The organism is Streptomyces sp. NPDC043746, assembly GCF_056436485.1.
In genome coordinates, this window is sequence record NZ_JBWKCM010000043.1 from 1 (window position 1) to 21,594 (window position 21,594).

32 protein-coding genes are annotated in these 21,594 nt (G+C 68.5%); 6 read left to right on the forward strand and 26 right to left on the reverse strand.

All coding sequences use genetic code 11. The features are described from left to right. Window positions 1-159: 159 nt before the first annotated feature. The 23 genes from AC0682_RS29550 to rpsJ all read right to left on the reverse strand — a co-directional run bounded on the left by AC0682_RS29550 (window position 160) and on the right by rpsJ (window position 12,187). Window positions 160-816, reverse strand: a complete 657-nt coding sequence (locus AC0682_RS29550; RefSeq protein ID WP_254811907.1) for an adenylate kinase — start codon at window positions 814-816, stop codon at window positions 160-162. Beyond that, window positions 816-2,129 carry a preprotein translocase subunit SecY gene (gene secY / locus AC0682_RS29555; protein ID WP_254811908.1) on the reverse strand — a complete coding sequence of 438 codons (1,314 nt, stop codon included), beginning with the start codon at window positions 2,127-2,129 and terminating at the stop codon, window positions 816-818. Before secY ends, AC0682_RS29550 begins: the two co-directional genes overlap by 1 nt. A gap of 380 nt (window positions 2,130-2,509) precedes the next feature. Beyond that, window positions 2,510-2,965, reverse strand: a complete 456-nt coding sequence (gene rplO, locus AC0682_RS29560) for a 50S ribosomal protein L15 (protein ID WP_254811909.1) — start codon at window positions 2,963-2,965, stop codon at window positions 2,510-2,512. 1 nt (window position 2,966) lies between these two features. Next, window positions 2,967-3,149 (reverse strand): 50S ribosomal protein L30, encoded by a 183-nt coding sequence (gene rpmD / locus AC0682_RS29565; protein WP_003966943.1) that lies wholly within the window; start codon window positions 3,147-3,149, stop codon window positions 2,967-2,969. Continuing rightward, entirely contained in the window at window positions 3,149-3,754 is a 606-nt protein-coding gene (gene rpsE, locus AC0682_RS29570; protein WP_010058791.1) for a 30S ribosomal protein S5, read from the reverse strand. Before rpsE ends, rpmD begins: the two co-directional genes overlap by 1 nt. A gap of 47 nt (window positions 3,755-3,801) precedes the next feature. Next, on the reverse strand, window positions 3,802-4,185 hold the full coding sequence (gene rplR, locus AC0682_RS29575; RefSeq protein ID WP_065484979.1) for a 50S ribosomal protein L18: 384 nt from the start codon (window positions 4,183-4,185) through the stop codon (window positions 3,802-3,804). Window positions 4,186-4,187: 2 nt separating this feature from the next. Continuing rightward, the gene (rplF, locus tag AC0682_RS29580; protein WP_003966946.1) at window positions 4,188-4,727 is read right to left on the reverse strand and encodes a 50S ribosomal protein L6; all 540 of its coding nucleotides are present in this window, start codon (window positions 4,725-4,727) and stop codon (window positions 4,188-4,190) included. 21 nt (window positions 4,728-4,748) lie between these two features. After that, on the reverse strand, window positions 4,749-5,147 hold the full coding sequence (rpsH, locus tag AC0682_RS29585) for a 30S ribosomal protein S8 (protein ID WP_018490821.1): 399 nt from the start codon (window positions 5,145-5,147) through the stop codon (window positions 4,749-4,751). Between the two features lie 222 nt (window positions 5,148-5,369). Then, window positions 5,370-5,555 (reverse strand): type Z 30S ribosomal protein S14, encoded by a 186-nt coding sequence (locus AC0682_RS29590; protein WP_003948630.1) that lies wholly within the window; start codon window positions 5,553-5,555, stop codon window positions 5,370-5,372. A gap of 2 nt (window positions 5,556-5,557) precedes the next feature. Further along, entirely contained in the window at window positions 5,558-6,115 is a 558-nt protein-coding gene (rplE, locus tag AC0682_RS29595; protein WP_003966948.1) for a 50S ribosomal protein L5, read from the reverse strand. After that, window positions 6,115-6,438, reverse strand: coding sequence for a 50S ribosomal protein L24 (rplX, locus tag AC0682_RS29600; protein ID WP_003966949.1), 324 nt, complete (start codon window positions 6,436-6,438; stop codon window positions 6,115-6,117). The genes rplE and rplX overlap by 1 nt, the downstream gene beginning before the upstream one ends. Before the next feature lie 2 nt (window positions 6,439-6,440). Continuing rightward, window positions 6,441-6,809 (reverse strand): 50S ribosomal protein L14, encoded by a 369-nt coding sequence (gene rplN / locus AC0682_RS29605; RefSeq protein WP_003974257.1) that lies wholly within the window; start codon window positions 6,807-6,809, stop codon window positions 6,441-6,443. 108 nt (window positions 6,810-6,917) lie between these two features. Then, the gene (gene rpsQ, locus AC0682_RS29610) at window positions 6,918-7,202 is read right to left on the reverse strand and encodes a 30S ribosomal protein S17 (protein ID WP_018490820.1); all 285 of its coding nucleotides are present in this window, start codon (window positions 7,200-7,202) and stop codon (window positions 6,918-6,920) included. Continuing rightward, window positions 7,202-7,426, reverse strand: coding sequence for a 50S ribosomal protein L29 (gene rpmC / locus AC0682_RS29615; protein WP_003966952.1), 225 nt, complete (start codon window positions 7,424-7,426; stop codon window positions 7,202-7,204). Before rpmC ends, rpsQ begins: the two co-directional genes overlap by 1 nt. Beyond that, window positions 7,426-7,845: a 50S ribosomal protein L16 gene (gene rplP, locus AC0682_RS29620; protein ID WP_003966953.1), complete on the reverse strand. Its 420-nt coding sequence runs from the start codon at window positions 7,843-7,845 to the stop codon at window positions 7,426-7,428. The genes rpmC and rplP overlap by 1 nt, the downstream gene beginning before the upstream one ends. 5 nt (window positions 7,846-7,850) lie before the next feature. Continuing rightward, window positions 7,851-8,681 carry a 30S ribosomal protein S3 gene (rpsC, locus tag AC0682_RS29625; RefSeq protein ID WP_003966954.1) on the reverse strand — a complete coding sequence of 277 codons (831 nt, stop codon included), beginning with the start codon at window positions 8,679-8,681 and terminating at the stop codon, window positions 7,851-7,853. Further along, entirely contained in the window at window positions 8,681-9,028 is a 348-nt protein-coding gene (rplV, locus tag AC0682_RS29630) for a 50S ribosomal protein L22 (protein ID WP_004571827.1), read from the reverse strand. Before rplV ends, rpsC begins: the two co-directional genes overlap by 1 nt. Before the next feature lie 43 nt (window positions 9,029-9,071). After that, window positions 9,072-9,353, reverse strand: coding sequence for a 30S ribosomal protein S19 (gene rpsS, locus AC0682_RS29635; RefSeq protein WP_019765149.1), 282 nt, complete (start codon window positions 9,351-9,353; stop codon window positions 9,072-9,074). 12 nt (window positions 9,354-9,365) lie between these two features. Beyond that, window positions 9,366-10,202: a 50S ribosomal protein L2 gene (rplB, locus tag AC0682_RS29640; protein WP_003966957.1), complete on the reverse strand. Its 837-nt coding sequence runs from the start codon at window positions 10,200-10,202 to the stop codon at window positions 9,366-9,368. Between the two features lie 39 nt (window positions 10,203-10,241). Continuing rightward, window positions 10,242-10,565, reverse strand: coding sequence for a 50S ribosomal protein L23 (gene rplW, locus AC0682_RS29645; protein ID WP_084748667.1), 324 nt, complete (start codon window positions 10,563-10,565; stop codon window positions 10,242-10,244). Continuing rightward, entirely contained in the window at window positions 10,565-11,215 is a 651-nt protein-coding gene (gene rplD / locus AC0682_RS29650) for a 50S ribosomal protein L4 (RefSeq protein ID WP_018490819.1), read from the reverse strand. Before rplD ends, rplW begins: the two co-directional genes overlap by 1 nt. Before the next feature lie 4 nt (window positions 11,216-11,219). After that, on the reverse strand, window positions 11,220-11,864 hold the full coding sequence (rplC, locus tag AC0682_RS29655) for a 50S ribosomal protein L3 (protein WP_053559769.1): 645 nt from the start codon (window positions 11,862-11,864) through the stop codon (window positions 11,220-11,222). Window positions 11,865-11,878: 14 nt separating this feature from the next. After that, window positions 11,879-12,187: a 30S ribosomal protein S10 gene (gene rpsJ / locus AC0682_RS29660; protein WP_003948644.1), complete on the reverse strand. Its 309-nt coding sequence runs from the start codon at window positions 12,185-12,187 to the stop codon at window positions 11,879-11,881. A 578-nt stretch (window positions 12,188-12,765) separates the two neighbouring features. Between rpsJ and AC0682_RS29665 the strand changes: the two genes are divergently transcribed. Beyond that, a complete protein-coding gene (locus AC0682_RS29665; protein ID WP_478536245.1) occupies window positions 12,766-13,233 on the forward strand; it encodes a peptidoglycan-binding domain-containing protein in 468 nt (155 codons plus the stop codon). 193 nt (window positions 13,234-13,426) lie between these two features. Next, on the forward strand, window positions 13,427-14,482 hold the full coding sequence (locus AC0682_RS29670) for an ArsR/SmtB family transcription factor (RefSeq protein WP_478536246.1): 1,056 nt from the start codon (window positions 13,427-13,429) through the stop codon (window positions 14,480-14,482). 63 nt (window positions 14,483-14,545) lie between these two features. Here AC0682_RS29670 and AC0682_RS29675 read toward each other — a convergent pair whose 3' ends face one another. Together AC0682_RS29675 and AC0682_RS29680 are read right to left on the reverse strand one after the other, a co-directional pair. Then, a complete protein-coding gene (locus AC0682_RS29675) occupies window positions 14,546-14,755 on the reverse strand; it encodes a DUF397 domain-containing protein (RefSeq protein ID WP_478536247.1) in 210 nt (69 codons plus the stop codon). Next, window positions 14,752-15,630: a helix-turn-helix domain-containing protein gene (locus tag AC0682_RS29680; protein ID WP_478536249.1), complete on the reverse strand. Its 879-nt coding sequence runs from the start codon at window positions 15,628-15,630 to the stop codon at window positions 14,752-14,754. Before AC0682_RS29680 ends, AC0682_RS29675 begins: the two co-directional genes overlap by 4 nt. A 164-nt stretch (window positions 15,631-15,794) precedes the next feature. On the opposite strand from AC0682_RS29680, the gene AC0682_RS29685 reads away from it, so the two are divergent. The 3 genes from AC0682_RS29685 (at window position 15,795) to AC0682_RS29695 (ending at window position 18,458) form a co-directional block, all read left to right on the forward strand. Then, window positions 15,795-16,229, forward strand: a complete 435-nt coding sequence (locus tag AC0682_RS29685) for an ATP-binding protein (RefSeq protein ID WP_478536250.1) — start codon at window positions 15,795-15,797, stop codon at window positions 16,227-16,229. A 317-nt stretch (window positions 16,230-16,546) separates the two neighbouring features. Further along, window positions 16,547-17,734: a hypothetical protein gene (locus tag AC0682_RS29690; protein WP_478536251.1), complete on the forward strand. Its 1,188-nt coding sequence runs from the start codon at window positions 16,547-16,549 to the stop codon at window positions 17,732-17,734. 154 nt (window positions 17,735-17,888) lie between these two features. Next, entirely contained in the window at window positions 17,889-18,458 is a 570-nt protein-coding gene (locus AC0682_RS29695) for a MepB family protein (protein WP_478536252.1), read from the forward strand. 83 nt (window positions 18,459-18,541) lie between these two features. Here AC0682_RS29695 and AC0682_RS29700 read toward each other — a convergent pair whose 3' ends face one another. After that, on the reverse strand, window positions 18,542-19,147 hold the full coding sequence (locus AC0682_RS29700; RefSeq protein WP_478536254.1) for a DinB family protein: 606 nt from the start codon (window positions 19,145-19,147) through the stop codon (window positions 18,542-18,544). A gap of 372 nt (window positions 19,148-19,519) precedes the next feature. On the opposite strand from AC0682_RS29700, the gene AC0682_RS29705 reads away from it, so the two are divergent. Next, on the forward strand, window positions 19,520-21,559 hold the full coding sequence (locus tag AC0682_RS29705) for a PIG-L family deacetylase (RefSeq protein WP_478536263.1): 2,040 nt from the start codon (window positions 19,520-19,522) through the stop codon (window positions 21,557-21,559). The last annotated feature ends 35 nt before the right edge of the window (window positions 21,560-21,594 follow it).

Genomic DNA, 21,594 nt, shown 5'->3' on the forward strand with positions numbered 1-21,594 from the left:
GGGCTTTTGACACAGCCTGCACTCATCCCCCCCACCGCATGGGGGTGAAGCGGGGGACAGGGGAGAACGGACCCCAACAAAAAAACCAAAAAAAAACCCCCCCCCCCCCCCCCCCTCCCCCCCCCCGGCCGGCTGTACAGCGGTGGTACGGGGTGAGGCTCAGCCCTGCTCGGACTTGAGGGCCTCCATGGCACGGGCGGTCACGTCGGTGACCTTGCCCAGCGCGGAGATGGTCACCACCAGGCCCTGGGCCCGGTAGTAGTCGATGATCGGCTCGGTCTGCGTGTGGTAGACCTCCAGCCGCGTCCGGACCGTCTCCTCGCTGTCGTCGTCCCGCTGGTACAGCTCGCCGCCGCAGGTGTCGCAGACACCCTCTGTCTTCGGCTGGTTGTACGTCACGTGGAAGACGTGCGAGCTGTCGCTGCGGCAGATGCGGCGACCCGCGATCCGCTTCACGACCTCGTCCTCGGGTACTTCGAGGTCGAGAACCGCGTCGAGCTTCACGCCCTCGTCCTTGAGCATCACGTCAAGGGCTTCGGCCTGGCCCACGTTCCGCGGGAAGCCGTCCAGCAGGAAGCCGCCCACGGCGTCCGGCTGGGACATGCGGTCCTTGGCCATTCCGATGGTGACTTCGTCCGGCACCAGCTGGCCTGCGTCCATGTAGGCGCGGGCCTGCTTGCCAAGGTCGGTGCCCTGGCTGATGTTGGCGCGGAAGAGGTCGCCCGTGGAGATGTGCGGAATCGAGAGGTTCTTGGCAAGGTACGCAGCCTGCGTTCCCTTGCCGGCACCCGGAGGCCCGACGAGGACGATTCGCATCAGCGGAGGAACCCTTCGTAATTGCGCTGCTGGAGCTGACTCTCGATCTGCTTCACGGTTTCCAGACCCACACCCACGATGATGAGGATGCTCGTCCCGCCGAACGGGAAGTTCTGGTTCGCACCGCCGAAGCCTGCCAACGCCATCGTCGGCACCAGAGCGATCAGGCCCAGGTACAGCGAGCCCGGCCAAGTGATCCTGTTGAGCACGTAGCTCAGGTACTCGGCAGTAGGTCGACCTGCCCGGATGCCCGGGATGAAGCCACCATACTTCTTCATGTTGTCGGCGACCTCGTCGGGGTTGAACGAGATGGCCACGTAGAAGAAGGCGAAGAACACGATGAGTACGAAGTACACCGCGATGTAGTACGGGTGGTCACCCGTCACGAAGTGGTCCTGGATCCAGGTCGCCCAGCCCGCGGTCGAGTTGGAGAACTGGACGATCAGCGACGGGATGAAGAGCAGCGAGGAGGCGAAGATGACGGGAATCACACCCGCCTGGTTCACCTTCAGCGGGATGTACGTCGACGTACCGCCGTAGGAACGGCGCCCGATCATGCGCTTCGCGTACTGCACGGGGATCCGGCGCTGGGCCTGCTCGACGAAGACGACCAGGGCGACCATGACGAAGCCGATGAGGATGACCGTGCCGAACTCGATCCAGCCGTCGGCCAGCTTGCCGCTCGTCTTGATGGCCCACAGGGCGCCAGGGAACGTGGCGGCGATCGAGATGAACATGAGGATCGACATGCCGTTGCCGATGCCCTTGTCGGTGATGAGCTCACCGAGCCACATCACGCAGGCGGTACCGGCGGTCATGGTGACCACCATGACCAGGGTCGTGAAGATCGATTTGTCGGCGACGATCTGGTCGCCCACCGAGCAGTTCTGGAACAGCGCGCCGCTGCGGGCGGTGGCGACGAGGCCGGTGCCCTGGAGGACGGCCAGCGCGACCGTCAGATAACGCGTGTACTGCGTGATCTTGGCCGTGCCGGACTGCCCCTCCTTCTTGAGGGCTTCCAGGCGGGGAATCACCACGGTCAGCAGCTGGAGAATGATGCTGGCCGTGATGTACGGCATGATGCCGAGCGCGAAGATGGTGATCTGCAACAGGGCGCCACCGCTGAACATCTGCATCAGACCGAGCAGGCCACCCGAATCGGCCTGGTCGATGCACTGCTGGACCTTCGCGTAGTCGACGCCGGGCGCCGGGACGTGGGCCCCGAGCCGGTAGATCACGATGATGCCGAGCGTGAAGAGCAGCTTCTTGCGCAGGTCGGGCGTCTTGAACGCTCGGGCGAACGCGGTGAACACGGTGCCTCCTGCGACCCCCGCGCTATGCGTCAGAGGCGACGGGTCTGGATGGGACTGGATGGGATCGGATACAAGGCAGCCCTACATCGTAAGGAGGCCACAAAAGATTAACGGCGCCACCCTACCCGGCCCGGGACTGAGCAGGAAACACGCACTGCACCCCGGTGCACCGCCCGCTCCCGGCCCGCGCCGTGAAAGACCGGCCAAGCCACACCATTTGGGACGTGAACGCCCCTCCGCTCCCCCACCGCCGGTGCGGTGGACACCCGTTCAACCTTTCCCGAGCCTTTACGGTTCCCGTACAGCGGCACAAGCAAGAGAAAAGCCTGGCCGGCCACCTCCGAAGAGGCAGCCGGCCAGGCTCAGTTCTGTCCCGTGGCTCAGACGAGCTCGGTGACCGTACCGCCGGCGGCGGTGATCTTCTCCTTGGCGGAGGCGGAGACGGCGTCAACCGAAACCTGCAGCGCCACGGAGATCTCGCCCTGTCCGAGGACCTTGACGAGGTGGTTGTTGCGCACGGCGCCCTTGGCGACCAGGTCGGCCACCGTGACCTCTCCACCCTCGGGGTAGAGCGTCGCGAGCTTGTCCAGGTTCACGACCTGGTACTCCGTACGGAACGGGTTCTTGAAGCCCTTGAGCTTCGGGAGACGCATGTGGAGGGGCATCTGGCCACCCTCGAAGCGCTCCGGAACCTGGTAACGGGCCTTCGTACCCTTGGTACCACGGCCTGCGGTCTTACCCTTGGACGCCTCACCACGACCCACACGGGTCTTGGCGGTCTTGGCGCCCGGGGCAGGCCGGAGGTTGTGGGCCTTCAGCGGGCTGTTCTCCGCCATGTCAGTCAACCTCCTCAACCGTCACGAGGTGGCGGACGGTGTGCACCATGCCGCGGAACTCGGGGCGGTCCTCCTTGACAACCGAGTCGTTCAGGCGCTTGAGCCCGAGCGAACGCAGGGTGTCGCGGTGGTTCTGCTTGCTGCCGATGTACGACTTCGTCTGCGTGATCTTGAGGCGAGCCATTACGCACCCGCTCCCGCACGCGCACGGAGCAGAGCCGCGGGGGCGACGTCCTCGAGGGGCAGACCGCGGCGGGCCGCGATCTCCTCGGGACGCTGCAGGCCCTTGAGGGCCTCCACGGTCGCGTGCACGATGTTGATCGCGTTGGACGAACCAAGCGACTTCGACAGGATGTCGTGAACGCCGGCGCACTCGAGCACGGCACGCACCGGGCCACCGGCGATAACACCGGTACCGGGGGAAGCCGGCTTGAGCAGGACGACGCCCGCAGCCTTCTCGCCCGTGATCGGGTGAGGGATGGTGCCCTGGATGCGCGGGACCTTGAAGAAGTTCTTCTTGGCCTCTTCGACACCCTTGGCGATGGCCGCGGGAACTTCCTTGGCCTTGCCGTATCCGACACCGACGGTGCCGTCACCATCGCCCACCACGACCAGCGCGGTGAAGCTGAAGCGACGACCACCCTTCACAACCTTGGCGACGCGGTTGATCGCGACGACACGCTCGACGTACGCGGTCTTCTCGGCGGCGCTGGCGCCACCGTCACGGCCCTTCCGGTCCCGCCGCTCGCCGCCACCGGCACCGCTTCCGCGGCGCTGGGGTCCAGCCATTGGATTTACCTCTCTCTGTTACGTCCGCTGTGCGTAGGAACCGGGGCTTAGAACTTCAGCCCGGCTTCACGGGCGGCGTCAGCCAGAGCGGCAATCCGCCCGGCGTACTGGTTGCCACCGCGGTCAAACACGACGGCCTCGACGCCTGCGGCCTTGGCGCGCTCGGCGACCAGGGCGCCGACCTGCTTGGCCTGGGCGCTCTTGTCACCCTCGCCACCACGGATCGAGGTGTCCAGGGTCGACGCCGACGCGAGCGTGTGGCCCGCGATGTCGTCGATGACCTGGGCCACGATGTGGCGGTTGGAACGCGTCACGACCAAGCGCGGACGCTCCGGCGAGCCGGAGATGTGCTTGCGGACGCGGATGTGGCGCCGCTTGCGGGCAGCGCGCTTGTACGCGTCGCCCTTGGCGATCTTCACACCGTATGCCATGGCTACTTACCAGCCTTTCCGACCTTGCGGCGGATGACCTCGCCCGCGTACTTGACGCCCTTGGCCTTGTACGGGTCGGGCTTCCGCAGCTTGCGGATGTTGGCGGCCACTTCGCCGACCTTCTGCTTGTCGATGCCCTCGACGCTGAGCTTCGTGGGCGACTCGACCTTGAAGGTGATGCCTTCCGGAGCCTCGATGAGGATCGGGTGGCTGTAGCCCAGGGCGAACTCCAGGTTGGAGCCCTTCGCCTGGACGCGGTAACCGACACCGCTGATCTCGAGCGCCTTGGAGTAACCCGCGGTCACGCCGGTGATCATGTTCGCCACCAGCGTGCGGGACAGGCCGTGGAGGGCCTTGTTCTGACGCTCGTCGTTCGGGCGGGTGACGTTGAGAACGCCGTCCTCACCCTTGGAGACCTCGATCGGCGCGGCGACGGTGTGCGTGAGGGAACCCTTGGGGCCCTTCACCGCGACCGTACGGCCATCGATGGTGACGTCCACACCGGCGGGAACCTGGATGGGGAGCTTGCCGATTCGCGACATGAGCTTTCCTTCCTTTCCCGACTACCAGACGTAGGCGAGGACTTCCCCACCTACGCCCTTCTTGCCTGCCTGCTGGCCGGTCAGGAGGCCGTGGGACGTGGAGATGATCGCCACGCCCAGGCCGCCGAGCACCTTCGGCAGGTTGGTGGACTTTGCGTACACACGCAGACCCGGCTTCGAGATGCGCTTGATGCCGGCGATCGAGCGCTCGCGGTTCGGGCCGAACTTCAGCTCGAGGACGAGGTTCTTGCCGACCTCGGCGTCCTCGACCTTCCAGCCGGTGATGAAACCCTCCTGCTTGAGGATCTCCGCGATGTGCGACTTGATCTTGCTGTGCGGCATCGAGACATCGTCGTGATATGCCGAGTTCGCGTTACGCAGACGCGTGAGCATGTCTGCGATGGGATCAGTCATGGTCATGAGTTGGCCTTCGGCCTCTCTCGCCGGGGTTTCCTGTATGCACCATCCCTCTCCCCACTCAGTGGCGGGACGGGTGCGGCGCGGGGACCTACGGCGTAGTAAGTCGGTCTTGGGCGGCAGGCGCCCAACCCTTCAAGCCTACGGCATGAAAGGAGGGGCTCCTGCCGACCAGATGCTTACCGAGAGTCTCCGGAACTTCCTTCGCCCTGGGGCGGAGGAGAGTTACCAGGAGCTCTTGGTCACGCCCGGCAGCTCGCCACGGTGAGCCATCTCACGAAGGCACACGCGGCACAGGCCGAACTTGCGGTAGACGGAGTGGGGCCGGCCGCAGCGCTGGCAGCGGGTGTACCCGCGGACGCCGAACTTCGGCTTACGGGCGGCCTTAGCGATCAGAGCCTTCTTCGCCACGGTCAGTTCTCCTTGAACGGGAAGCCGAGGTGACGAAGCAGGGCACGACCCTCGTCGTCGTTGGTCGCCGTGGTGACCACGGTGATGTCCATGCCCCGGACCCGGTCGATCTTGTCCTGGTCGATCTCGTGGAACATGACCTGCTCCGTGAGACCGAAGGTGTAGTTGCCACGGCCGTCGAACTGCTTCGGCGACAGGCCACGGAAGTCACGGATACGCGGCAGCGCGAGCGACAGCGTACGGTCCAGGAACTCCCACATCCGGTCACCGCGGAGGGTGACGTGGCAGCCGATCGGCTGGCCCTCGCGCAGCTTGAACTGCGCGATGGACTTGCGGGCCTTGGTGACGGCCGGCTTCTGGCCGGTGATCGTGGTGAGGTCCTTGACGGCACCGTCGATCAGCTTGGAGTCGCGGGCGGCGTCGCCCACACCCATGTTGACCACGATCTTGACCAGACCGGGAACCTGCATGACGTTCTCGTACGAGAACTCCTCACGCAGCTTGCCGGCGATTTCCTCGCGGTAGCGCGTCTTGAGACGCGGCGCAGTGGTGGCAGTCATCAGATGTCCTCACCGGTCCGCTTGGCAACGCGGATCTTGTTGCCCTCGTCGTCAAAGCGGTAGCCGACGCGGGTGACAACCTTGTTGCCGTCCTTCTCCACGACCAGCTGAACGTTGCTGACGTGGATCGGGGCCTCGGTGGTGACAATGCCACCCGTCTGCGAACCGCGAGCCGTCTGACCGGCCTTGGTGTGCTTCTTGACCCGGTTGACACCCTCGACGAGGACGCGGTCCTGAGCGGGGTAGGCCACGATGACCTTGCCCTGCTTGCCCTTGTCCTTACCGGTGATGACCTGGACCAGGTCGCCCTTCTTGATCTTCATGCTTACAGCACCTCCGGCGCGAGCGAGATGATCTTCATGAACTTCTTCTCGCGCAGCTCCCGGCCCACGGGGCCGAAGATGCGGGTGCCGCGGGGGTCGCCGTCGTTCTTCAGAATGACGGCGGCGTTCTCGTCGAAGCGGATGTACGAGCCATCCGGACGACGACGCTCCTTGACGGTGCGAACGATGACGGCCTTGACGACGTCACCCTTCTTCACGTTGCCACCGGGGATCGCGTCCTTGACGGTGGCGACGATGACGTCACCGATACCCGCGTAGCGGCGACCCGAGCCACCGAGAACACGAATGGTGAGAATTTCCTTCGCACCCGTGTTGTCGGCGACGCGCAGTCGCGACTCCTGCTGGATCACGTCTATCTCCTGATCGTCTGCCGGTTCCCGGCGGGGAGCCGCGTAAGTGACTTACGCGGCTCCCTCACCGAGCCTGGCGGAACTGACCTGAGGGAAACCCCTCAGGAATTACTTGGCCTTCTCGAGGATCTCGACGATGCGCCAGCGCTTCGAGGCCGACAGCGGACGCGTCTCCATGATGAGGACACGGTCGCCGACGCCCGCAGAGTTCTGCTCGTCGTGGGCCTTGAGCTTGTTCGTACGGCGGATGACCTTGCCGTACAGCGCGTGCTTGACGCGGTCCTCGACAGCGACGACGACGGTCTTGTCCATCTTGTCGCTGACGACCAGACCCTCACGGGTCTTGCGGAAACCGCGCTCGGTGTTCGTCTCAGTCACAGTCTTCTCGCTCATCAGGCGCTCTCCACCGTCTCGATGCCCAGCTCGCGCTCACGCATCAGGGTGTAGATCCGGGCGATGTCCTTACGGACGGACTTGAGCCGGCCGTGGTTCTCGAGCTGGCCCGTCGCCGCCTGGAAGCGGAGGTTGAACAGCTCTTCCTTGGCTTCGCGGAGCTTGTTGAGCAGCTCCTCGTCGCCCAGCTCGCGCAGCTCGGACGCCTTGGTACCGGCCGACATCACGACTCACCTGCCTCGCGCCGAACGATCCGGCACTTCATCGGAAGCTTGTGAGCAGCGCGGGTGAGCGCCTCACGAGCAATCTTCTCGTTCGGGTAGGACAGCTCGAACATCACCCGACCGGGCTTGACGTTCGCGATCCACCACTCGGGAGAACCCTTACCGGAACCCATGCGGGTCTCGGCCGGCTTCTTCGTCAGGGGACGGTCCGGGTAGATGTTGATCCAGACCTTGCCGCCACGCTTGATGTGACGGGTCATCGCGATACGAGCGGACTCGATCTGACGGTTCGTCACGTACGCCGGGGTCAGCGCCTGGATGCCGTACTCGCCGAACGCAACCTGCGTGCCACCCTTGGACATACCGCTGCGCTTCGGGTGGTGCTGCTTGCGGTGCTTGACCCTACGGGGGATCAGCATTTCGGTCAGGCCTCCGTTCCGGTGCTCTCAGCAGCCGGAGCAGCGGCGGCGTCGGCCTTGGGGGCCTCGGCTGCCGGCGACTGCTGCGGCTTACGGCCGCGACCGCCACGCTCGCCACCACGGCCACCACGGCCGGCCGGGCGGTCAGCGCCGCCACGAGCCGGACGGTTGCCGGCGCGGGCCGCGGCGTTCTCGGCGCGAACCTCGGCGATGTTCTTGACGTCGCCCTTGTAGATCCAGACCTTCACGCCGATGCGGCCGAAGGTCGTCTTGGCCTCGAAGAAGCCGTAGTCGACGTTCGCGCGGAGCGTGTGCAGGGGCACACGGCCCTCGCGGTAGAACTCCGAGCGGGACATCTCGGCGCCGCCGAGGCGGCCACCGCACTGGATCTTGATGCCCTTGGCGCCGGCCTTCATCGAGGACTGCATGCTCTTGCGCATGGCCCGACGGAAGGAGACGCGGGAGGAGAGCTGCTCGGCGACGGCCTGGGCCACCAGCTGAGCGTCCACCTCGGGGTTCTTGACCTCGAGGATGTTCAGCTGGACCTGCTTGCCGGTCAGCTTCTCCAGCTCGCCACGGATGCGGTCGGCCTCGGCGCCACGGCGGCCGATGACGATGCCCGGGCGGGCGGTGTGGATGTCAACGCGGACGCGGTCGCGGGTGCGCTCGATCTCGACCTTCGAGATGCCGGCCCGCTCCATGCCCTTCGTCATCATGCGACGAATGGCGACGTCTTCCTTGACGTAGTCCTTGTACAGCTTGTCGGCGTACCACCGGGACTTGAAGTCCGTGGTGATGCCGAGCCGGAACCCGTGCGGGTTTACCTTCTGGCCCATTACCGGGTTCCTTCCTTGCTGCTGACGACCACGGTGATGTGGCTGGTCCGCTTACGGATCCGGTAGGCACGGCCCTGGGCGCGCGGCCGGAACCGCTTCAGGGTCGGGCCCTCGTCCACGTACGCCTCGCTGATGACCAGCGAGGAGGCGTCCGTGTGGTCGTAGTTGTGTGCAGCGTTGGCGATGGCGCTGTCCAGCACCTTGCCAACCGGCACGCTCGCGGCCTGCGGGGCGAAACGCAGGACCGCCTGAGCCTCCGTGGCATCCATGCCACGGATGAGGTCCACCACGCGGCGGGCCTTCATGGGCGTGACGCGGATGTACCGCGCCTGGGCCCTGGCTTCCATGGTTGTCCCTTCGGTGTAAGTCATAGTCGTTTCCACCCCGCGCTTAGCGGCGCTTCGACTTCCGGTCGTCCTTGACGTGGCCGCGGAAGGTGCGAGTCGGCGAGAACTCGCCGAGCTTGTGGCCGACCATCGACTCGGTGACGAACACCGGGACGTGGATCTTGCCGTTGTGCACCGCGATGGTGTGACCCAGCATGGCCGGGACGATCATCGAGCGACGGGACCAGGTCTTGATGACGTTCTTGGTGCCTGCCTCGTTCTGTACGTCCACCTTCTTGAGGAGGTGTCCGTCGACGAAGGGCCCCTTCTTGAGACTGCGCGGCATCTAAACCCGCTCCTAGCGCTTCTTGTTCGTCTTGCGGCGGCGGACGATGTACTTGTTGCTCGCCTTCTTGGGAGAACGAGTACGACCCTCCTTCTGACCCCACGGCGAGACCGGGTGGCGACCACCGGAGGTCTTGCCCTCACCACCACCGTGCGGGTGGTCAACCGGGTTCATCGCGACACCGCGGACGGTCGGGCGGACGCCCTTCCAGCGCATGCGGCCGGCCTTGCCCCAGTTGATGTTCGACTGCTCGGCGTTGCCGACCTCACCGATCGTCGCGCGGCAGCGCGCGTCGACCAGGCGGATCTCACCCGACGGCATACGAAGGTGGGCCATGGTGCCCTCCTTCGCCAGCAGCTGCACGGAGGCACCCGCGGAACGGGCGAACTTCGCGCCGCCGCCGGGCCGCAGCTCGATGGCGTGGATGGTCGTACCGACCGGGATGTTGCGCAGCGCCAGGTTGTTGCCGGGCTTGATGTCGGCGGTCGGACCGTTCTCGACACGGTCACCCTGCGACAGGCCACGGGGAGCGACGATGTAACGCTTCTCGCCGTCCGCGTAGTGCAGCAGCGCGATGCGCGCGGTGCGGTTCGGGTCGTACTCGATGTGCGCGACCTTGGCCGGCACGCCGTCCTTGTCGTGACGACGGAAGTCGATCACGCGGTAGGCGCGCTTGTGGCCACCGCCCTGGTGGCGAACGGTCACACGACCGGCGTTGTTACGGCCGCCCTTGCTGTGCAGGGGGCGGACCAGCGACTTCTCCGGCGTGGACCGCGTGATCTCGACAAAGTCGGCGACGCTGGAGCCACGACGGCCCGGGGTCGTCGGCTTGTACTTGCGGATACCCATTTCTCAGTCCTCGTCCGATTCCGGACGACTCGACCCCCGTTAGGAGGTCGGGCCGCCGAAGATGTCGATACGGTCGCCCTCGGCGAGGGTCACGATGGCGCGCTTCGTGTCGGCGCGCTTGCCGAAACCGGTGCGGGTGCGCTTGCGCTTGCCCTGCCGGTTGATCGTGTTGACCCCGGTGACCTTGACCGACCAGACCGCCTCGACGGCCTGCTTGATCTGGGTCTTGTTGGAGCCGGGCGCGACGATGAACGTGTACTTGTTCTCGTCGAGCAGCGCGTAGCTCTTCTCGGAGACCACGGGCCTGACGAGAACGTCACGCGGGTCCGAGTACGTCTTGCTGGTAACGGTCGCCTCACTCATCAGGCGGCGCTCCCTTCGGTCTCAGCGGTCTGGGGGCCAGACACGAAGGACTCGAGGGCGGCCTGGGTGAAGACCACGTCGTCAGAGACGATCACGTCATACGTGTTGAGCTGGCCCGGCTCCAGGATGTGCACCTGGGGCAGGTTGCGCGCGGACAGCCACGCGGCCTCGTCGGAGCGCTCGGCGACCAGGAGCACGTTGGGGCGCTCCGAGATCTTGCCGAGGAGCGCCTTGGCGGCCTTGGTGGAGATCTCGCTCTCGACCACGCCGGTGACGACGTGGATGCGGGAGTGACGGGCCCGGTCCGAGAGGGCACCGCGCAGGGCGGCGGCCTTCATCTTCTTCGGGGTCCGCTGCGAGTAGTCACGCGGCTGCGGGCCGTGGACGACGCCACCGCCGGCGAACTGCGGGGCGCGGGTCGAGCCCTGACGGGCGCGGCCGGTGCCCTTCTGGCGGTACGGCTTCTTGCCACCGCCGCGGACTTCGCCACGGGTCTTGGTCTTGTGCGTGCCCTGACGGGCAGCCGCCAGCTGTGCGACAACGACCTGGTGGATCAGCGGAACGCTGGTCTTCGCGTCGAAGATCTCCGCGGGGAGCTCGACGGTACCGGCCTTGTCGCCTGCCGGCGAAAGGATGTCAATGGTGCTCATTACCTCAAGCCCCCTTGGCCGCGGTACGGACCAGGACGAGGCCGCCGTTCGGACCGGGGACCGCGCCCTTGATGAGGAGCAGACCCTTCTCCGCGTCAACCGCGTGGATGGTCAGGTTCTGGGTGGTGACGCGCTCGTTACCCATGCGGCCCGCCATGCGCATGCCCTTGAAGACACGCCCAGGGGTGGCGCAGCCACCGATGGAACCGGGGGAACGGTGCTTGCGCTGGGTGCCGTGCCCGGCGCCGAGGCCCTTGAAGTTGTGACGCTTCATGACACCGGCGAAGCCCTTGCCCTTGCTCTTGCCCGTGACGTCGACCTTGACGCCGGACTCGAACACATCGGCGGTGACCTCCTGGCCCAGCGTGTACTCGCTGGCGTCAGGGGTGCGGAGCTCCACCAGGTGGCGGCGCGGGGTGACGTCGGCCTTGGCGAAGTGACCCTTGAGGGGCTTGTTCACCTTGCGCGGGTCGATCTCGCCGAAGGCGATCTGGACCGCTTCGTAGCCGTCGTTGTCGTTGGTGCGGACCTGCGTCACGACGCACGGACCGGCCTTGACGACGGTCACCGGGACGACCCGGTTGTTCTCGTCCCAGACCTGCGTCATGCCGAGCTTCTCGCCCAGGACGCCCTTGATGTTCTTGCTCATCTCGGCCCGTCCCCTCAGAGCTTGATCTCGATGTCGACGCCCGCCGGCAGGTCGAGGCGCATCAGCGAGTCGACCGTCTTCGGCGTGGGGTCGAGGATGTCGATGAGGCGCTTGTGCGTGCGCATCTCGAAGTGCTCGCGAGAGTCCTTGTACTTGTGCGGCGACTTGATGACGCAGTACACGTTCTTCTCAGTGGGCAGCGGCACCGGGCCCGCGACCGACGCACCAGTGCGGGTCACCGTCTCGACGATCTTCTTCGCCGAGGAGTCGATGACCTCGTGGTCGTAGGCCTTGAGCCGGATGCGGATCTTCTGTCCCGCCATGGCTACTAGTAGTCCTGTCTCTCTGTTTAACGCTCTGGAACCCGGGGGTTCTCTGGACTCCTCCGCCGACCCACGCGGTCGGGCGTGTCGCATCCCCTCTACGAAAATCTCCCGAAGAAGATCCCAACCAAGGGGGTGCGGGCCCGAGGACCGCGGAACCGGGAGTGGAACACCCACCGGGTGCCTGGCCGGCGCCCTGCCTTGCTTCCCGGAAGATTCCCGTACGTCCGGCCCATACAGAGCCGACGAGTACTGTGGGACTCGCTTCCGGTCCTCCCGGCGGGAGGCGCGCAGCATTGACACTCAACCGAGCAACCTGGTCAGTGTGCCATACGGGGCGCGGGCCTGGCCAATCGAGTCGGGAATCCTACCCCGCGCGAGCCAGTGCTCAAACAGGGGCGCGCATCCGGTGGGACCCAGGCCCGACCAGTATCCGGAACATGAGCCTCCCCCCTGGTCTCCTGGGCTTTTCGGACGACGCCGAAGAGCCTGGCCAGTGCCTCCCCGAATTCGCGATGCTCAGGACCGAGGCGGCTCGGCGACACGAGCCGGCCGCACCGGAACCCTTGGGGGAACGTATGCGACAGAAGACCCTGGCGAGGACGCTGGTCAGCCTCACGGCAGCCGTCGGGATCGCCGCCGGAAGCCTGGCCGGCGCGAGCGCCACCTTCGCGGCGCCCGCACAGAAGGCCCCGTCGGCGGCGAGCGCCGAGGTGGGGGCACTTGCGGTGGTCAACCTCGGCCTGACCACAGCGCAGGCCCAGAACGTCCAGCGCGCGTTGAAGGCCCGCTGGAGCTACACCGGCTCGATCGACGGACAGCTCGGAACCGGCAGCTGGAAGGCGATGCAGCGCTTCCTCAAGAAGAACCACGGGTACGGGGACAGCATCGACGGGATCGTCGGTCCCAACACGGTGAAGGCCCTCCAGCGCTTCCTCAAGCAGTTCTACGGCTACACCGGCGCGATCGACGGAGTGGCCGGGTCCGGCACCCAGGCGGCCTTCAAGCGGATGGCCGGGTACTGCCCCGGCAGCTGCCTGCTCTGACCCGACCCACAGGACCCGTCCGCCCGGCCCGCAGCACTCTGCGGGCCGGGCGGACGCGTTCCCCGAATCCCCCGAAAAAAGGAGCGCGCTCTCCCCTCGCGCCGCTTTGCCCCGTACACCGCCCCGCCGCCAGCATGGCCGGACAGGGCTTCTCCTACGGACCGGCGAAGCCCAGGGCATCGGAGGGAATGCAATGCTCCGTATCCACTTCACCGACGCCGACCTGACCAGAACCCGCGTGGCCGCCGGGCCGGACCCACTGTGGGAGATCTGCACGAGCCTGCACCGGTTTCAGACCCGCCAGGGCCGATGGGCCTACGCCGACTGGTACCGCACGGCCCGTGAGCGGATTCAGGCTCAGCACTTCACGCGCACCCTGCGCACCTTCCTGTTACCCCTGGCCCCCCGGGCCGCCTACTTCCCCGACTTCCTGACCCCGCACGAGGCCGCCGAAGGGCTCGACAGCGGGCTGGAAGCCGTCCTGGCCACCCCGCCTGGCCGGGTCCTGGACGAAGTGGGCATCCTCGGGCGCACCAGCGGCGCTCCTGCGTGGGCGCCCCGGCTGGCCGAGCCGGGTCCGCGCAAGGAGCTGGTCGGGGCGATGCGGACCTACTACGACACCGTCATCGCGCCCCACGGCGATCACGCCCTGGCCCGGATCGAGGCGGAGCGGTCCGCCCGCGCCCGCGCCGTGCTCGACCACGGGATCGAGGGGGTTCTCCGGGGCCTGGGGCCCTGCCTGCGCTGGCAGCGCCCCGTCCTGTACGCCGCCTATCCCGTGGACCGCGATCTGTATCTGGACGGCCGCGGCCTTCTCCTCATCCCGTCGTACTTCTCCTGGGGCAACCCGGTGACCTTCGCCGAGCCGACGCTCGAACCGGTCCTGATCTACTCGCTCAGCCACGAGCCCCACCACTCCGCGCTCCCCGGGGACCTCGGCTCCGGCGCGCCCCTGGCGACGTTGCTCGGGCGCACCCGGGCCGCCGTCCTGCGCGCCGCCGCCAACGGCGCCACCACCGGCGAGCTGGCCCGCTTCGCCGGGGTCTCGGCATCGTCCGCCAGCCAGCACGCCACCACGCTCCGGGACAACGGCCTGATCGTGAGCCACCGCCAGGCGTCCTCCGTCCTGCACACCCTCACTCCGCTCGGCGCCGCCCTGCTGCGGGGCATCGCGGGCGCCGGGCCGACCGCACGGATCACACAGAGCGCACGAGCGGCACCGCCCGCACCAGCAACTCCACCGGCCTGACAGCGGCTGCGGGAGGGCGGCGTCCGGCCTGGCCATGACGAGGCCCTCACCGGCTGGGGAGCGTCAGCGCCCGGCGGCGAACGGGACGAAGCCGGACCAGGCGGCGGGGGTGAGGGCGAGACGGGGGCCCTGGGGGTTCTTGGAGTCGCGCACGTGGACGGAGCCGGGGGCGGTCGCGACCTCGACGCAGTCGTTGGGGTTGCTGCTGTCGCTGTAGCTGCTCTTGAACCACCGCAGCTCAGACGCTTCCCCGGCAGAGGGCCTGTAGGTCATGTCTCTCCCAGCACTTGCTCGATGAAGGCCAGGGACTCCTCCGGCGTGAGAGCCCGAGCCCGAATGATTCCAAACCCTAGCTCAAGGATACGGAGCTGCTTGGGGTGAGAGATGGGCCTACCGGCGAACTCGTCATCAGCCCGTCCGACAGCCGAGCCGTCAGCGAACTTCAGCACTTGAATCCGCCCACCCGTTCCCGGGTGATCCCACCGGGAGGTCGGCATCACCTGTATATCGACGAAGGGCAACTCCCCCAAGCGGAGGAGGTTTTCGAGCTGACGCCGCCACACCGCGACACCGCCGATCGGGCGACGCAGCGACGCCTCCTCCTGGACGAAACTGAGCTCCGGGGCGGGTGCGCGGTCGAAGATGGAGTGCCGGGCAATACGTCCGGCCAGAGCGCGCTCCAGCTCGTCCGGCGACAGGACAGGGCGTCGCGTACCAAGCAGCGCCCTCGCGTACTCCTCCGTCTGCAACAGGCCGTGCAGGTTGTGGCTGCCGTACGCAGCAAGCTCTACGGCCTTGGCCTCCAGTTTCGCCAAGTCCCGGATCTTCTTCGGGTACCGCACCTCCGCGACATCCGCCTTCATCGCCGCGAGCTTGCCGCCCGCCCCCAGCACCGTGTCCGCCGCGTCCATGAACTCCGGGCGGGGGATGCGCTTGCCGCCCTCCACCTTGTAGATGAGGTCCTCCCCGTACCCCATCGCCGCCCCGAGCTCCCCCGCCCGCATCCCCGCCGCCTCGCGCCACGCCTTGATCTGGCGGCCCACGGTGGCGACCACCGCGACGCCCGACTCGTCGTCCGGGTCGACCTCCCAGCCGGGCTCGTCCGCGCCGCCGTCCCCGCGCTCCGTACCGTCACCAACCACGCTCATACGAGCCCCACTTCCGAGGTGCGTGCCGTTCTTCGGTCAACACCGCCCGTTCCCCGCACGTCACTCCGGACGGCCCGGACAGCGCCGGACAAGCCCCGGACAGGCACCGTACGCAAGGGCTCAGTCACTGGGCACGGTACGCGGAGACGGCCACGCTGAGTGACATGAACCAAGAGACCGTCCGCACCCAACAACCGTCCACCGAAAGGGCGTTCACCGTGCTGCTCTCCCCCACCCGCCGGGGCGCCCGGCTCGCCCGGCTGCTCACCGCGGCCCATCTCGGCGCCTGGGGGATTCCCTCGGAGTCGGCCGCGCACATCGTCGCCGAGCTGGCGGCGAACGCCTCGGTCCACGGCCGCGTCCAGGGCCGGGACTTCCAACTCAGCCTCGCCGTCAGCGGGCAGACGCTGCGGATCGAGGTCACCGACACCCGGGGCGACACCGTTCCGCCCGGCCCCGGTGCCGTCAAGCCGCCCGAGGACGACGCGGAAGACGGGCGCGGCCTGCTCATCGTGGAGGCCCTGGCCGACCACTGGGGCATCGCCCCCGGACCCGTACCGCGCAAGACCGTATGGGCGGAGATCGGCCTCGTACGGTGATGGCCTCCACCGGGTCGTGAGGCGGCACGATCCGGTACACCTCCACCGGATCGCGCCCGACCGCGACGCGGTGACGCGGGACATCAACTACCTAAGAACCAAGAGAAAGAACCAACCCCACCCCACCCATCCCGGCCTGCACCTGGCAACCCCCGGGGGCTCGTCACCCACACGGGTGAGGTTTGCCAACTGGGCTGGATTTCGTACCGGTTGGCAGGCATATGCTCACGCCACCAGACATCAGACATACGTCGGCCCCCGGCCGGGACAGCAATCCCGATCGAGGGCCTGACCACCAAGGAAGAAGCAGCTTCCCGATGGATACACCGCAGAATACTGCCCTCACCCGCGCCCTGGCAGAGGTTCCCGGACCTCTCCCCACCTCCGGCGTGATCCACCTCGCGATCCCGTACAGCGCCCGCTTCACCGTCGTCGGCAACGACCTCGCCCAGCACCCCGGCCTCAGCACCACCGCCGTGGGGTTCGCCGTACGCATCCAGTCGCTGCCCCAGGGCACCGAGATCGGCATCAAGGCGCTGGCCGCCCGCTTCCCCGAGGGCGAGAAGCTGATCGCCGCCGCTCTGCGCGAACTGGAGGCCCACGGCTACCTGCAACGGGCCCGTACACGGCTGCCCAACGGCCGGATCGTCACCCGTACGGTGTTCTGCAACCAGCCCGCGGCGCTGTCAGGTCCCGTGGAAGCGGTTCCGTATCAGCCCGCCGCCGCCCGGCAAGTCCCACCACCGGCTCCTCCGCCGGACCGGAGCCCGCCCCCTGCCTCCGCGCCCACACGTACGCCCCTGCTCGTGCCGACCTCGGCCCTCCCGGCCCGGCTGGCACCGGCCCCGGCCTCCGTGCCCGCACCCGCACCCCGGCTCGTCCCGGTCCTGGCCCTCTCCGCCCCACTGGTACCGGTCCTGGCCATCACGACCCGGCCCGCACCCGCCCCGGTGCCCGCCCCCGAGTCCGTACCGCCGTCGGCGACCCTGCCCCCGTGCGACGCCGCACCACCGCCCCGGCCCAGGCCGACCACCCCGCTCCACGTCCCGCTCGTCCCGCCGCCCACCGCGCCCAAGCCGCCGCCACGGCCCCTCCCCCAGCCCCGTGAACTCACCCCGGAACTCCACCACGCCGCCACCGCGCTCCTGGCCGACCTCCGCCGCCACGCACCGGAGTTCACGCTCTCCGAGGACGACGTCCGCCAACTCGCTCCGTCGGTAGCGGCCTGGCTCGAACGCGACGCCCACCCCGACACCGTCCGCCGCACTCTCACCGCCGACCCGCCCCGGCCCCTCAGGCACCCGGCCAAGCTCCTCAGGCACCGGCTCACCGCCCTGCTGCCCCCACCGCTCCCCGGCGCCCACGACCTCACGGCACCGCCCACCCGCCCCCGTACCACCGTCACGCCCTTCCAGACCTGCGACGGCTGCGAACGCGCCTTCCGCTCCCCCACCCCCGGCCACTGCCGCGACTGCCGGGCCCACCACGCACGAGCCGCCGCCTGACCTGTCCGCGGGCGCGGCTCCTGGGCAGCCCTTGTCGGAGATCACCAGCAGCCCTGGTCGTCGGTGACCACCTGAACCCGTGGTTGTCGAGCCAGGAGCCCGCGTCCACCGCGTCCGGTCGGCGACCGTCCGAGCACCGTGACAGGGTGAACGAATGACGACGAACCGCGAGTACCCATCCGGTCTCCACCCCACCGGCCTCATACCGTGGTCGGACACCACCGGGACCCACAGCGATCTCGTCGCGGCGAAAGCGCTCGTCTACGACCCTTGCGGGTTCTCCTGCTCGCAGCCGGTCCCCGAAGCCGAGAGTGCCGAGTACGCCGCTCACGAGTTCACCCTGGACGGCCTCGCCATCCGCTTCCGAGCAGCCAGGACGACCCCCACCAAGGTCGGCCAGTTCGTCACCGTATGGAAGAGATCCCCGGGCGGGCCCATACAGCCCTTCGATACCGCAGACCCTGTCGATCTCTTCGTCATCAGCAGTCGTGACGGTGACCAATTCGGCCAGTTCGTCTTTCCCATGGACGCGCTCCGCCGGCACGGGGTCGTATCAGCGGACGGTTCCGGCGGGAAGCGGGCCTTCCGCGTCTACCCGCCCTGGGTGACCACCACCAACCGCCAGGCCGGCAGCGCGCAGGCATGGCAGCTGGACCACTTCCTGCACCTGCGCCAGGACAGGCCCCTGGACTCCGCCCGCGCCCAGGAGCTCTACCACCCATAGGACGGCGTCGGCAGAACCACAAGACCGATCAGCCCGTCGCGCGCACGTCGACCGCCTACGACCGGCAACACGGCCCACGAACATCACGTCACGCGTGGCAACCTCTGAGCCTTGACCGGCGCGGCCGACCTGGCGGCCTGCTCGATCTTCGCGCAGTGCGCCGCACGGGCTTCCTCGTCGATCTGCTTCTCGTGTTCGGCGCGCAACCCGGTCCGGCCGTCGAGGCCCTCGCGCAGGATGTCGGCGTGTCCGGTGTGCCGGGCGGACTCGCCGAGGACATGGACCATGACGGCGAACAGGTTCGTGTTGAGATGAGGCTCCGGCCACCACGGCACGTGACCGGGGGCGTCGAGGGGAAGCTCGTTGATCGTCGCGTCCGAGTGTTCCCATGTGCGCCGGTAGAACCCGATGATCTGATCGCGGGTCTCGTCCTCGGCCGCCCACAGATCGCTGCCGTCGGAGTCCTCCCACCGGGGCAGCGGTTCCGGGGAAGGGCGGCCGAAGACCTCGCCGAAATACCTGGCCTCGACGGTGGCCACGTGCTTGACCAGGCCGAGGAGGTTGGTCCCGGTCACGGTCAGAGGCCGGCGGGCATCGCGTTCGGACAAGCCGTCGAGTTTCCAGAGCAGCGCCTTGCGGTCCCGCCGCAGCCTCTCGTGCAGGTTCTCCTTCGCGAATTCATCGATCATGCGGCACGAGCCTGTCATGGGCTGCTCGCGGTCTCAAGATCCCGCAGTGAACGGGCTGCGGCTCGGGAGCCGCCTCGGCGGCCGCCGCCGTCCTCGCGCCACCGCGGGTCCGCGCGGACGTCGCCGCCGACGTGGCGTACCACGAGAGCTCGGGCCTGCCGTGCGCAACCCCACCCCCCGTCCAGGCAACCCGCCCGCCCCGGCCCCCGTCTATCCCCCCGCGGGTACCGGCTCGACCAGTCGCTGACCTGCACGGAGTACGGAAAGTGCCAGGAGTACGCAGCACGGGGCGACCGTTCGCCCGCTGCGGGGGAAGCGGGAGCGGACGGGGTGCGTGGCGTGGTGGATCGATCGGTGCTGTCCCGCATACGGGTGCCCCGGCGCACCCTCCTCCTCGCGGCCACCGCGACCGCCGCCGTCAGCGGATGTGCCGCCGTACCGGCTCCCCGGCGCCGGGGCCCGATGCCCGATCCGGCACCCGGGCTGGCCATAGCGAGCACCCGGCGGGCGCAGATCATGCAGTTCCTGGCGCATCCCGACGACGACCTGTACTTCATGAACCCGGACACCCGGCAGTCGCTGGACGCCGGGACCCCGCTGGTCTGCGTGTACCTGACCGCGGGCGAGGCGGACGGCGTCAACAAGATCCCCGGGGCGCCCCGCCCGGCGCCCGACCGGGCCGCGTACTCCTCCTCCCGCCACCAGGGCCTGCGCCAGGCGTACGCCGAGCTCCTCGGGCTGGACCGCTTCACGCCGTGGGAGCGGTCCGTGCTCACCCTGGACGGCGGTCACCGCGCCGAGGTCGATGTGCTGGCCGACGGGGTGCGCCGGGTCGAGCTCGTCTTCCTCAACACCGCGATGCACACCGGGCGGGGGCGGCTCGGACTCCCCAGCCTCTGGCAGGACCGGCGGCTCGTGCTGCGTACCGTGGTGGCCGACAACTCCCCTCTGAGCAAGGCTGGTTCGTATACGTACGACGGGCTCATCGATGTCCTCGTGGGGCTGCTGGAGCAGTACCGGCCCACCCTCGTGCACACCCTGGACCCCGACCCGGACCTCCAGTACAGCTCCGAGGCCGAGCGGCGCCGGGACAGTGAGCAGCGCGGGTACTCCGACCACGCCGACCACACCGCCACCGGCTGCTTCGCCTGGGCGGCGCTGATCCGGTGGGTGGCGCGGGCGACGGCGGCCGGGGAGCCCGTGCCCGGGTTCGCCGTCTCCTCCTTCCGGGGGTACTACAACCGGCACTGGCCCAAGAACCTGCCGCCGAAGGTGCTGGAGCGGAAGGCCGCCCACCTCGTCCCGTACGGCGGTTCGCCGGAGTGGGAGTGCGGCAACCCGTCCGGCTGCGGCGACTACAACGTGGGCGGCGACCGCCCCCTGACCAACCGGAAGGGGTGGGTCCGCTCCACCCACCACCGCTACCCGGGCCCCCGTGCCGCGGTCGCCTCCGGGGCGGACGGCCGGCTCACCGCGTACGGGGTGCTGGGGCTGCGCGCCGTGCGGTGGCGCGAGAGCGCGCCCGGCAGCGGAGTCTGGGGCGCGCCGGACGACCTCGGCGGCGGGCCGCTTGCCCCGGTCCTGGGGTCGGCGGCGACGGCGGACGGGCGGCAGTTGCTGTTCGGGCTGCGGTTCGCGGCGCTCGGCGGGCACGGCTCGGACAACGAGCGGGAGATCGTGGTGCTGGAGCAGCGCTCGGCGGGCGGTCCCTTCCGCGCCTGGCGGGGGCTCGGCAACCCCTCGGCCGGCCGCGACCACGGCCGTCGCATCGGGATACCGGTCGCCGTCACCGCACCGGACGGGCGCGTCCACCTCTTCGTACGGAACGCGGAGAAGGGGCTGAGCACCCGGGTGCGCGACGCGGACGGCGGACGGTGGAGCGCGTGGCGGGACCTGGGCGGCGGCGAGGTGCAGGACGGGCTGAGCGCGGTCGTGGACACGGCGGGGTGCGTCCATGTGTACGCGGCCGGGCACCACGCCGTGCACCACTGGACCCAGGACGACCCGGACACGGATGTCACCGCCCGTACCCAGCTCACCGAGGCCCCCGTCCCCTCCCACGCACCGGCCGCCGTGGCCCTGCCCGACGGGTCGGTGGAGCTGTACTATCGGGCCGCCGCAGCCGCCCGGCTCACGGTCGCGGGCGGCGGGAACACCCCGGCGGCGGCCCCCCGATTCGACGGCTACGGGCCCGTTTCGGCCGCGCGCACGCCCCGGGGGACGGTCCTGCTCGGCCGCAGCGCGGAGGGCGCGCTCCACCTCCGTACCGCCGGAGCCACCTCCGTACGGTCGCGGGGCCCGGTCGCCCTGGACGGGGTCGCGCTCCACCTCGACGCGGACGGGACGCCCACCGTGGTGGGGTTCGGACCGGACGCGGCGCCGTGGACCTATCGTGTGGGTGTCGCTACCTAGCGTTGGCCACACCATAACGTCGCGTTATGGGAAAG

Bases quoted from the DNA above. Each gene is read 5' to 3' on its own strand.
- rplC (WP_053559769.1), bottom strand. From the start codon at position 11,864: ATGAGCAAGAACATCAAGGGCGTCCTGGGCGAGAAGCTCGGCATGACG.
- AC0682_RS29680 (WP_478536249.1), bottom strand. From the start codon at position 15,630: ATGAGCGTGGTTGGTGACGGTACGGAGCGCGGGGACGGCGGCGCGGAC.
- rplV (WP_004571827.1), bottom strand. From the start codon at position 9,028: ATGGAAGCCAGGGCCCAGGCGCGGTACATCCGCGTCACGCCCATGAAG.
- rpsS (WP_019765149.1), bottom strand. From the start codon at position 9,353: ATGCCGCGCAGTCTCAAGAAGGGGCCCTTCGTCGACGGACACCTCCTC.
- rpsE (WP_010058791.1), bottom strand. From the start codon at position 3,754: ATGGCTGGACCCCAGCGCCGCGGAAGCGGTGCCGGTGGCGGCGAGCGG.
- AC0682_RS29550 (WP_254811907.1), bottom strand. From the start codon at position 816: ATGCGAATCGTCCTCGTCGGGCCTCCGGGTGCCGGCAAGGGAACGCAG.
- rplX (WP_003966949.1), bottom strand. From the start codon at position 6,438: ATGAAGATCAAGAAGGGCGACCTGGTCCAGGTCATCACCGGTAAGGAC.
- rplE (WP_003966948.1), bottom strand. From the start codon at position 6,115: ATGACTGCCACCACTGCGCCGCGTCTCAAGACGCGCTACCGCGAGGAA.
- AC0682_RS29695 (WP_478536252.1), top strand. From the start codon at position 17,889: ATGACGACGAACCGCGAGTACCCATCCGGTCTCCACCCCACCGGCCTC.
- rpsC (WP_003966954.1), bottom strand. From the start codon at position 8,681: ATGGGCCAGAAGGTAAACCCGCACGGGTTCCGGCTCGGCATCACCACG.
- AC0682_RS29690 (WP_478536251.1), top strand. From the start codon at position 16,547: ATGGATACACCGCAGAATACTGCCCTCACCCGCGCCCTGGCAGAGGTT.
- AC0682_RS29700 (WP_478536254.1), bottom strand. From the start codon at position 19,147: ATGATCGATGAATTCGCGAAGGAGAACCTGCACGAGAGGCTGCGGCGG.
- rplB (WP_003966957.1), bottom strand. From the start codon at position 10,202: ATGGGTATCCGCAAGTACAAGCCGACGACCCCGGGCCGTCGTGGCTCC.
- AC0682_RS29665 (WP_478536245.1), top strand. From the start codon at position 12,766: ATGCGACAGAAGACCCTGGCGAGGACGCTGGTCAGCCTCACGGCAGCC.
- rplF (WP_003966946.1), bottom strand. From the start codon at position 4,727: ATGTCGCGAATCGGCAAGCTCCCCATCCAGGTTCCCGCCGGTGTGGAC.
- rplP (WP_003966953.1), bottom strand. From the start codon at position 7,845: ATGCTGATCCCCCGTAGGGTCAAGCACCGCAAGCAGCACCACCCGAAG.
- rplO (WP_254811909.1), bottom strand. From the start codon at position 2,965: ATGGCGGAGAACAGCCCGCTGAAGGCCCACAACCTCCGGCCTGCCCCG.
- rplD (WP_018490819.1), bottom strand. From the start codon at position 11,215: ATGAGCACCATTGACATCCTTTCGCCGGCAGGCGACAAGGCCGGTACC.
- AC0682_RS29675 (WP_478536247.1), bottom strand. From the start codon at position 14,755: ATGACCTACAGGCCCTCTGCCGGGGAAGCGTCTGAGCTGCGGTGGTTC.
- rplR (WP_065484979.1), bottom strand. From the start codon at position 4,185: ATGGCATACGGTGTGAAGATCGCCAAGGGCGACGCGTACAAGCGCGCT.
- rplW (WP_084748667.1), bottom strand. From the start codon at position 10,565: ATGAGTGAGGCGACCGTTACCAGCAAGACGTACTCGGACCCGCGTGAC.
- AC0682_RS29685 (WP_478536250.1), top strand. From the start codon at position 15,795: ATGAACCAAGAGACCGTCCGCACCCAACAACCGTCCACCGAAAGGGCG.
- rpsQ (WP_018490820.1), bottom strand. From the start codon at position 7,202: ATGAGCGAGAAGACTGTGACTGAGACGAACACCGAGCGCGGTTTCCGC.
- rpmD (WP_003966943.1), bottom strand. From the start codon at position 3,149: ATGGCTCGCCTCAAGATCACGCAGACGAAGTCGTACATCGGCAGCAAG.
- rpmC (WP_003966952.1), bottom strand. From the start codon at position 7,426: ATGTCGGCCGGTACCAAGGCGTCCGAGCTGCGCGAGCTGGGCGACGAG.
- AC0682_RS29670 (WP_478536246.1), top strand. From the start codon at position 13,427: ATGCTCCGTATCCACTTCACCGACGCCGACCTGACCAGAACCCGCGTG.
- rpsJ (WP_003948644.1), bottom strand. From the start codon at position 12,187: ATGGCGGGACAGAAGATCCGCATCCGGCTCAAGGCCTACGACCACGAG.
- rpsH (WP_018490821.1), bottom strand. From the start codon at position 5,147: ATGACCATGACTGATCCCATCGCAGACATGCTCACGCGTCTGCGTAAC.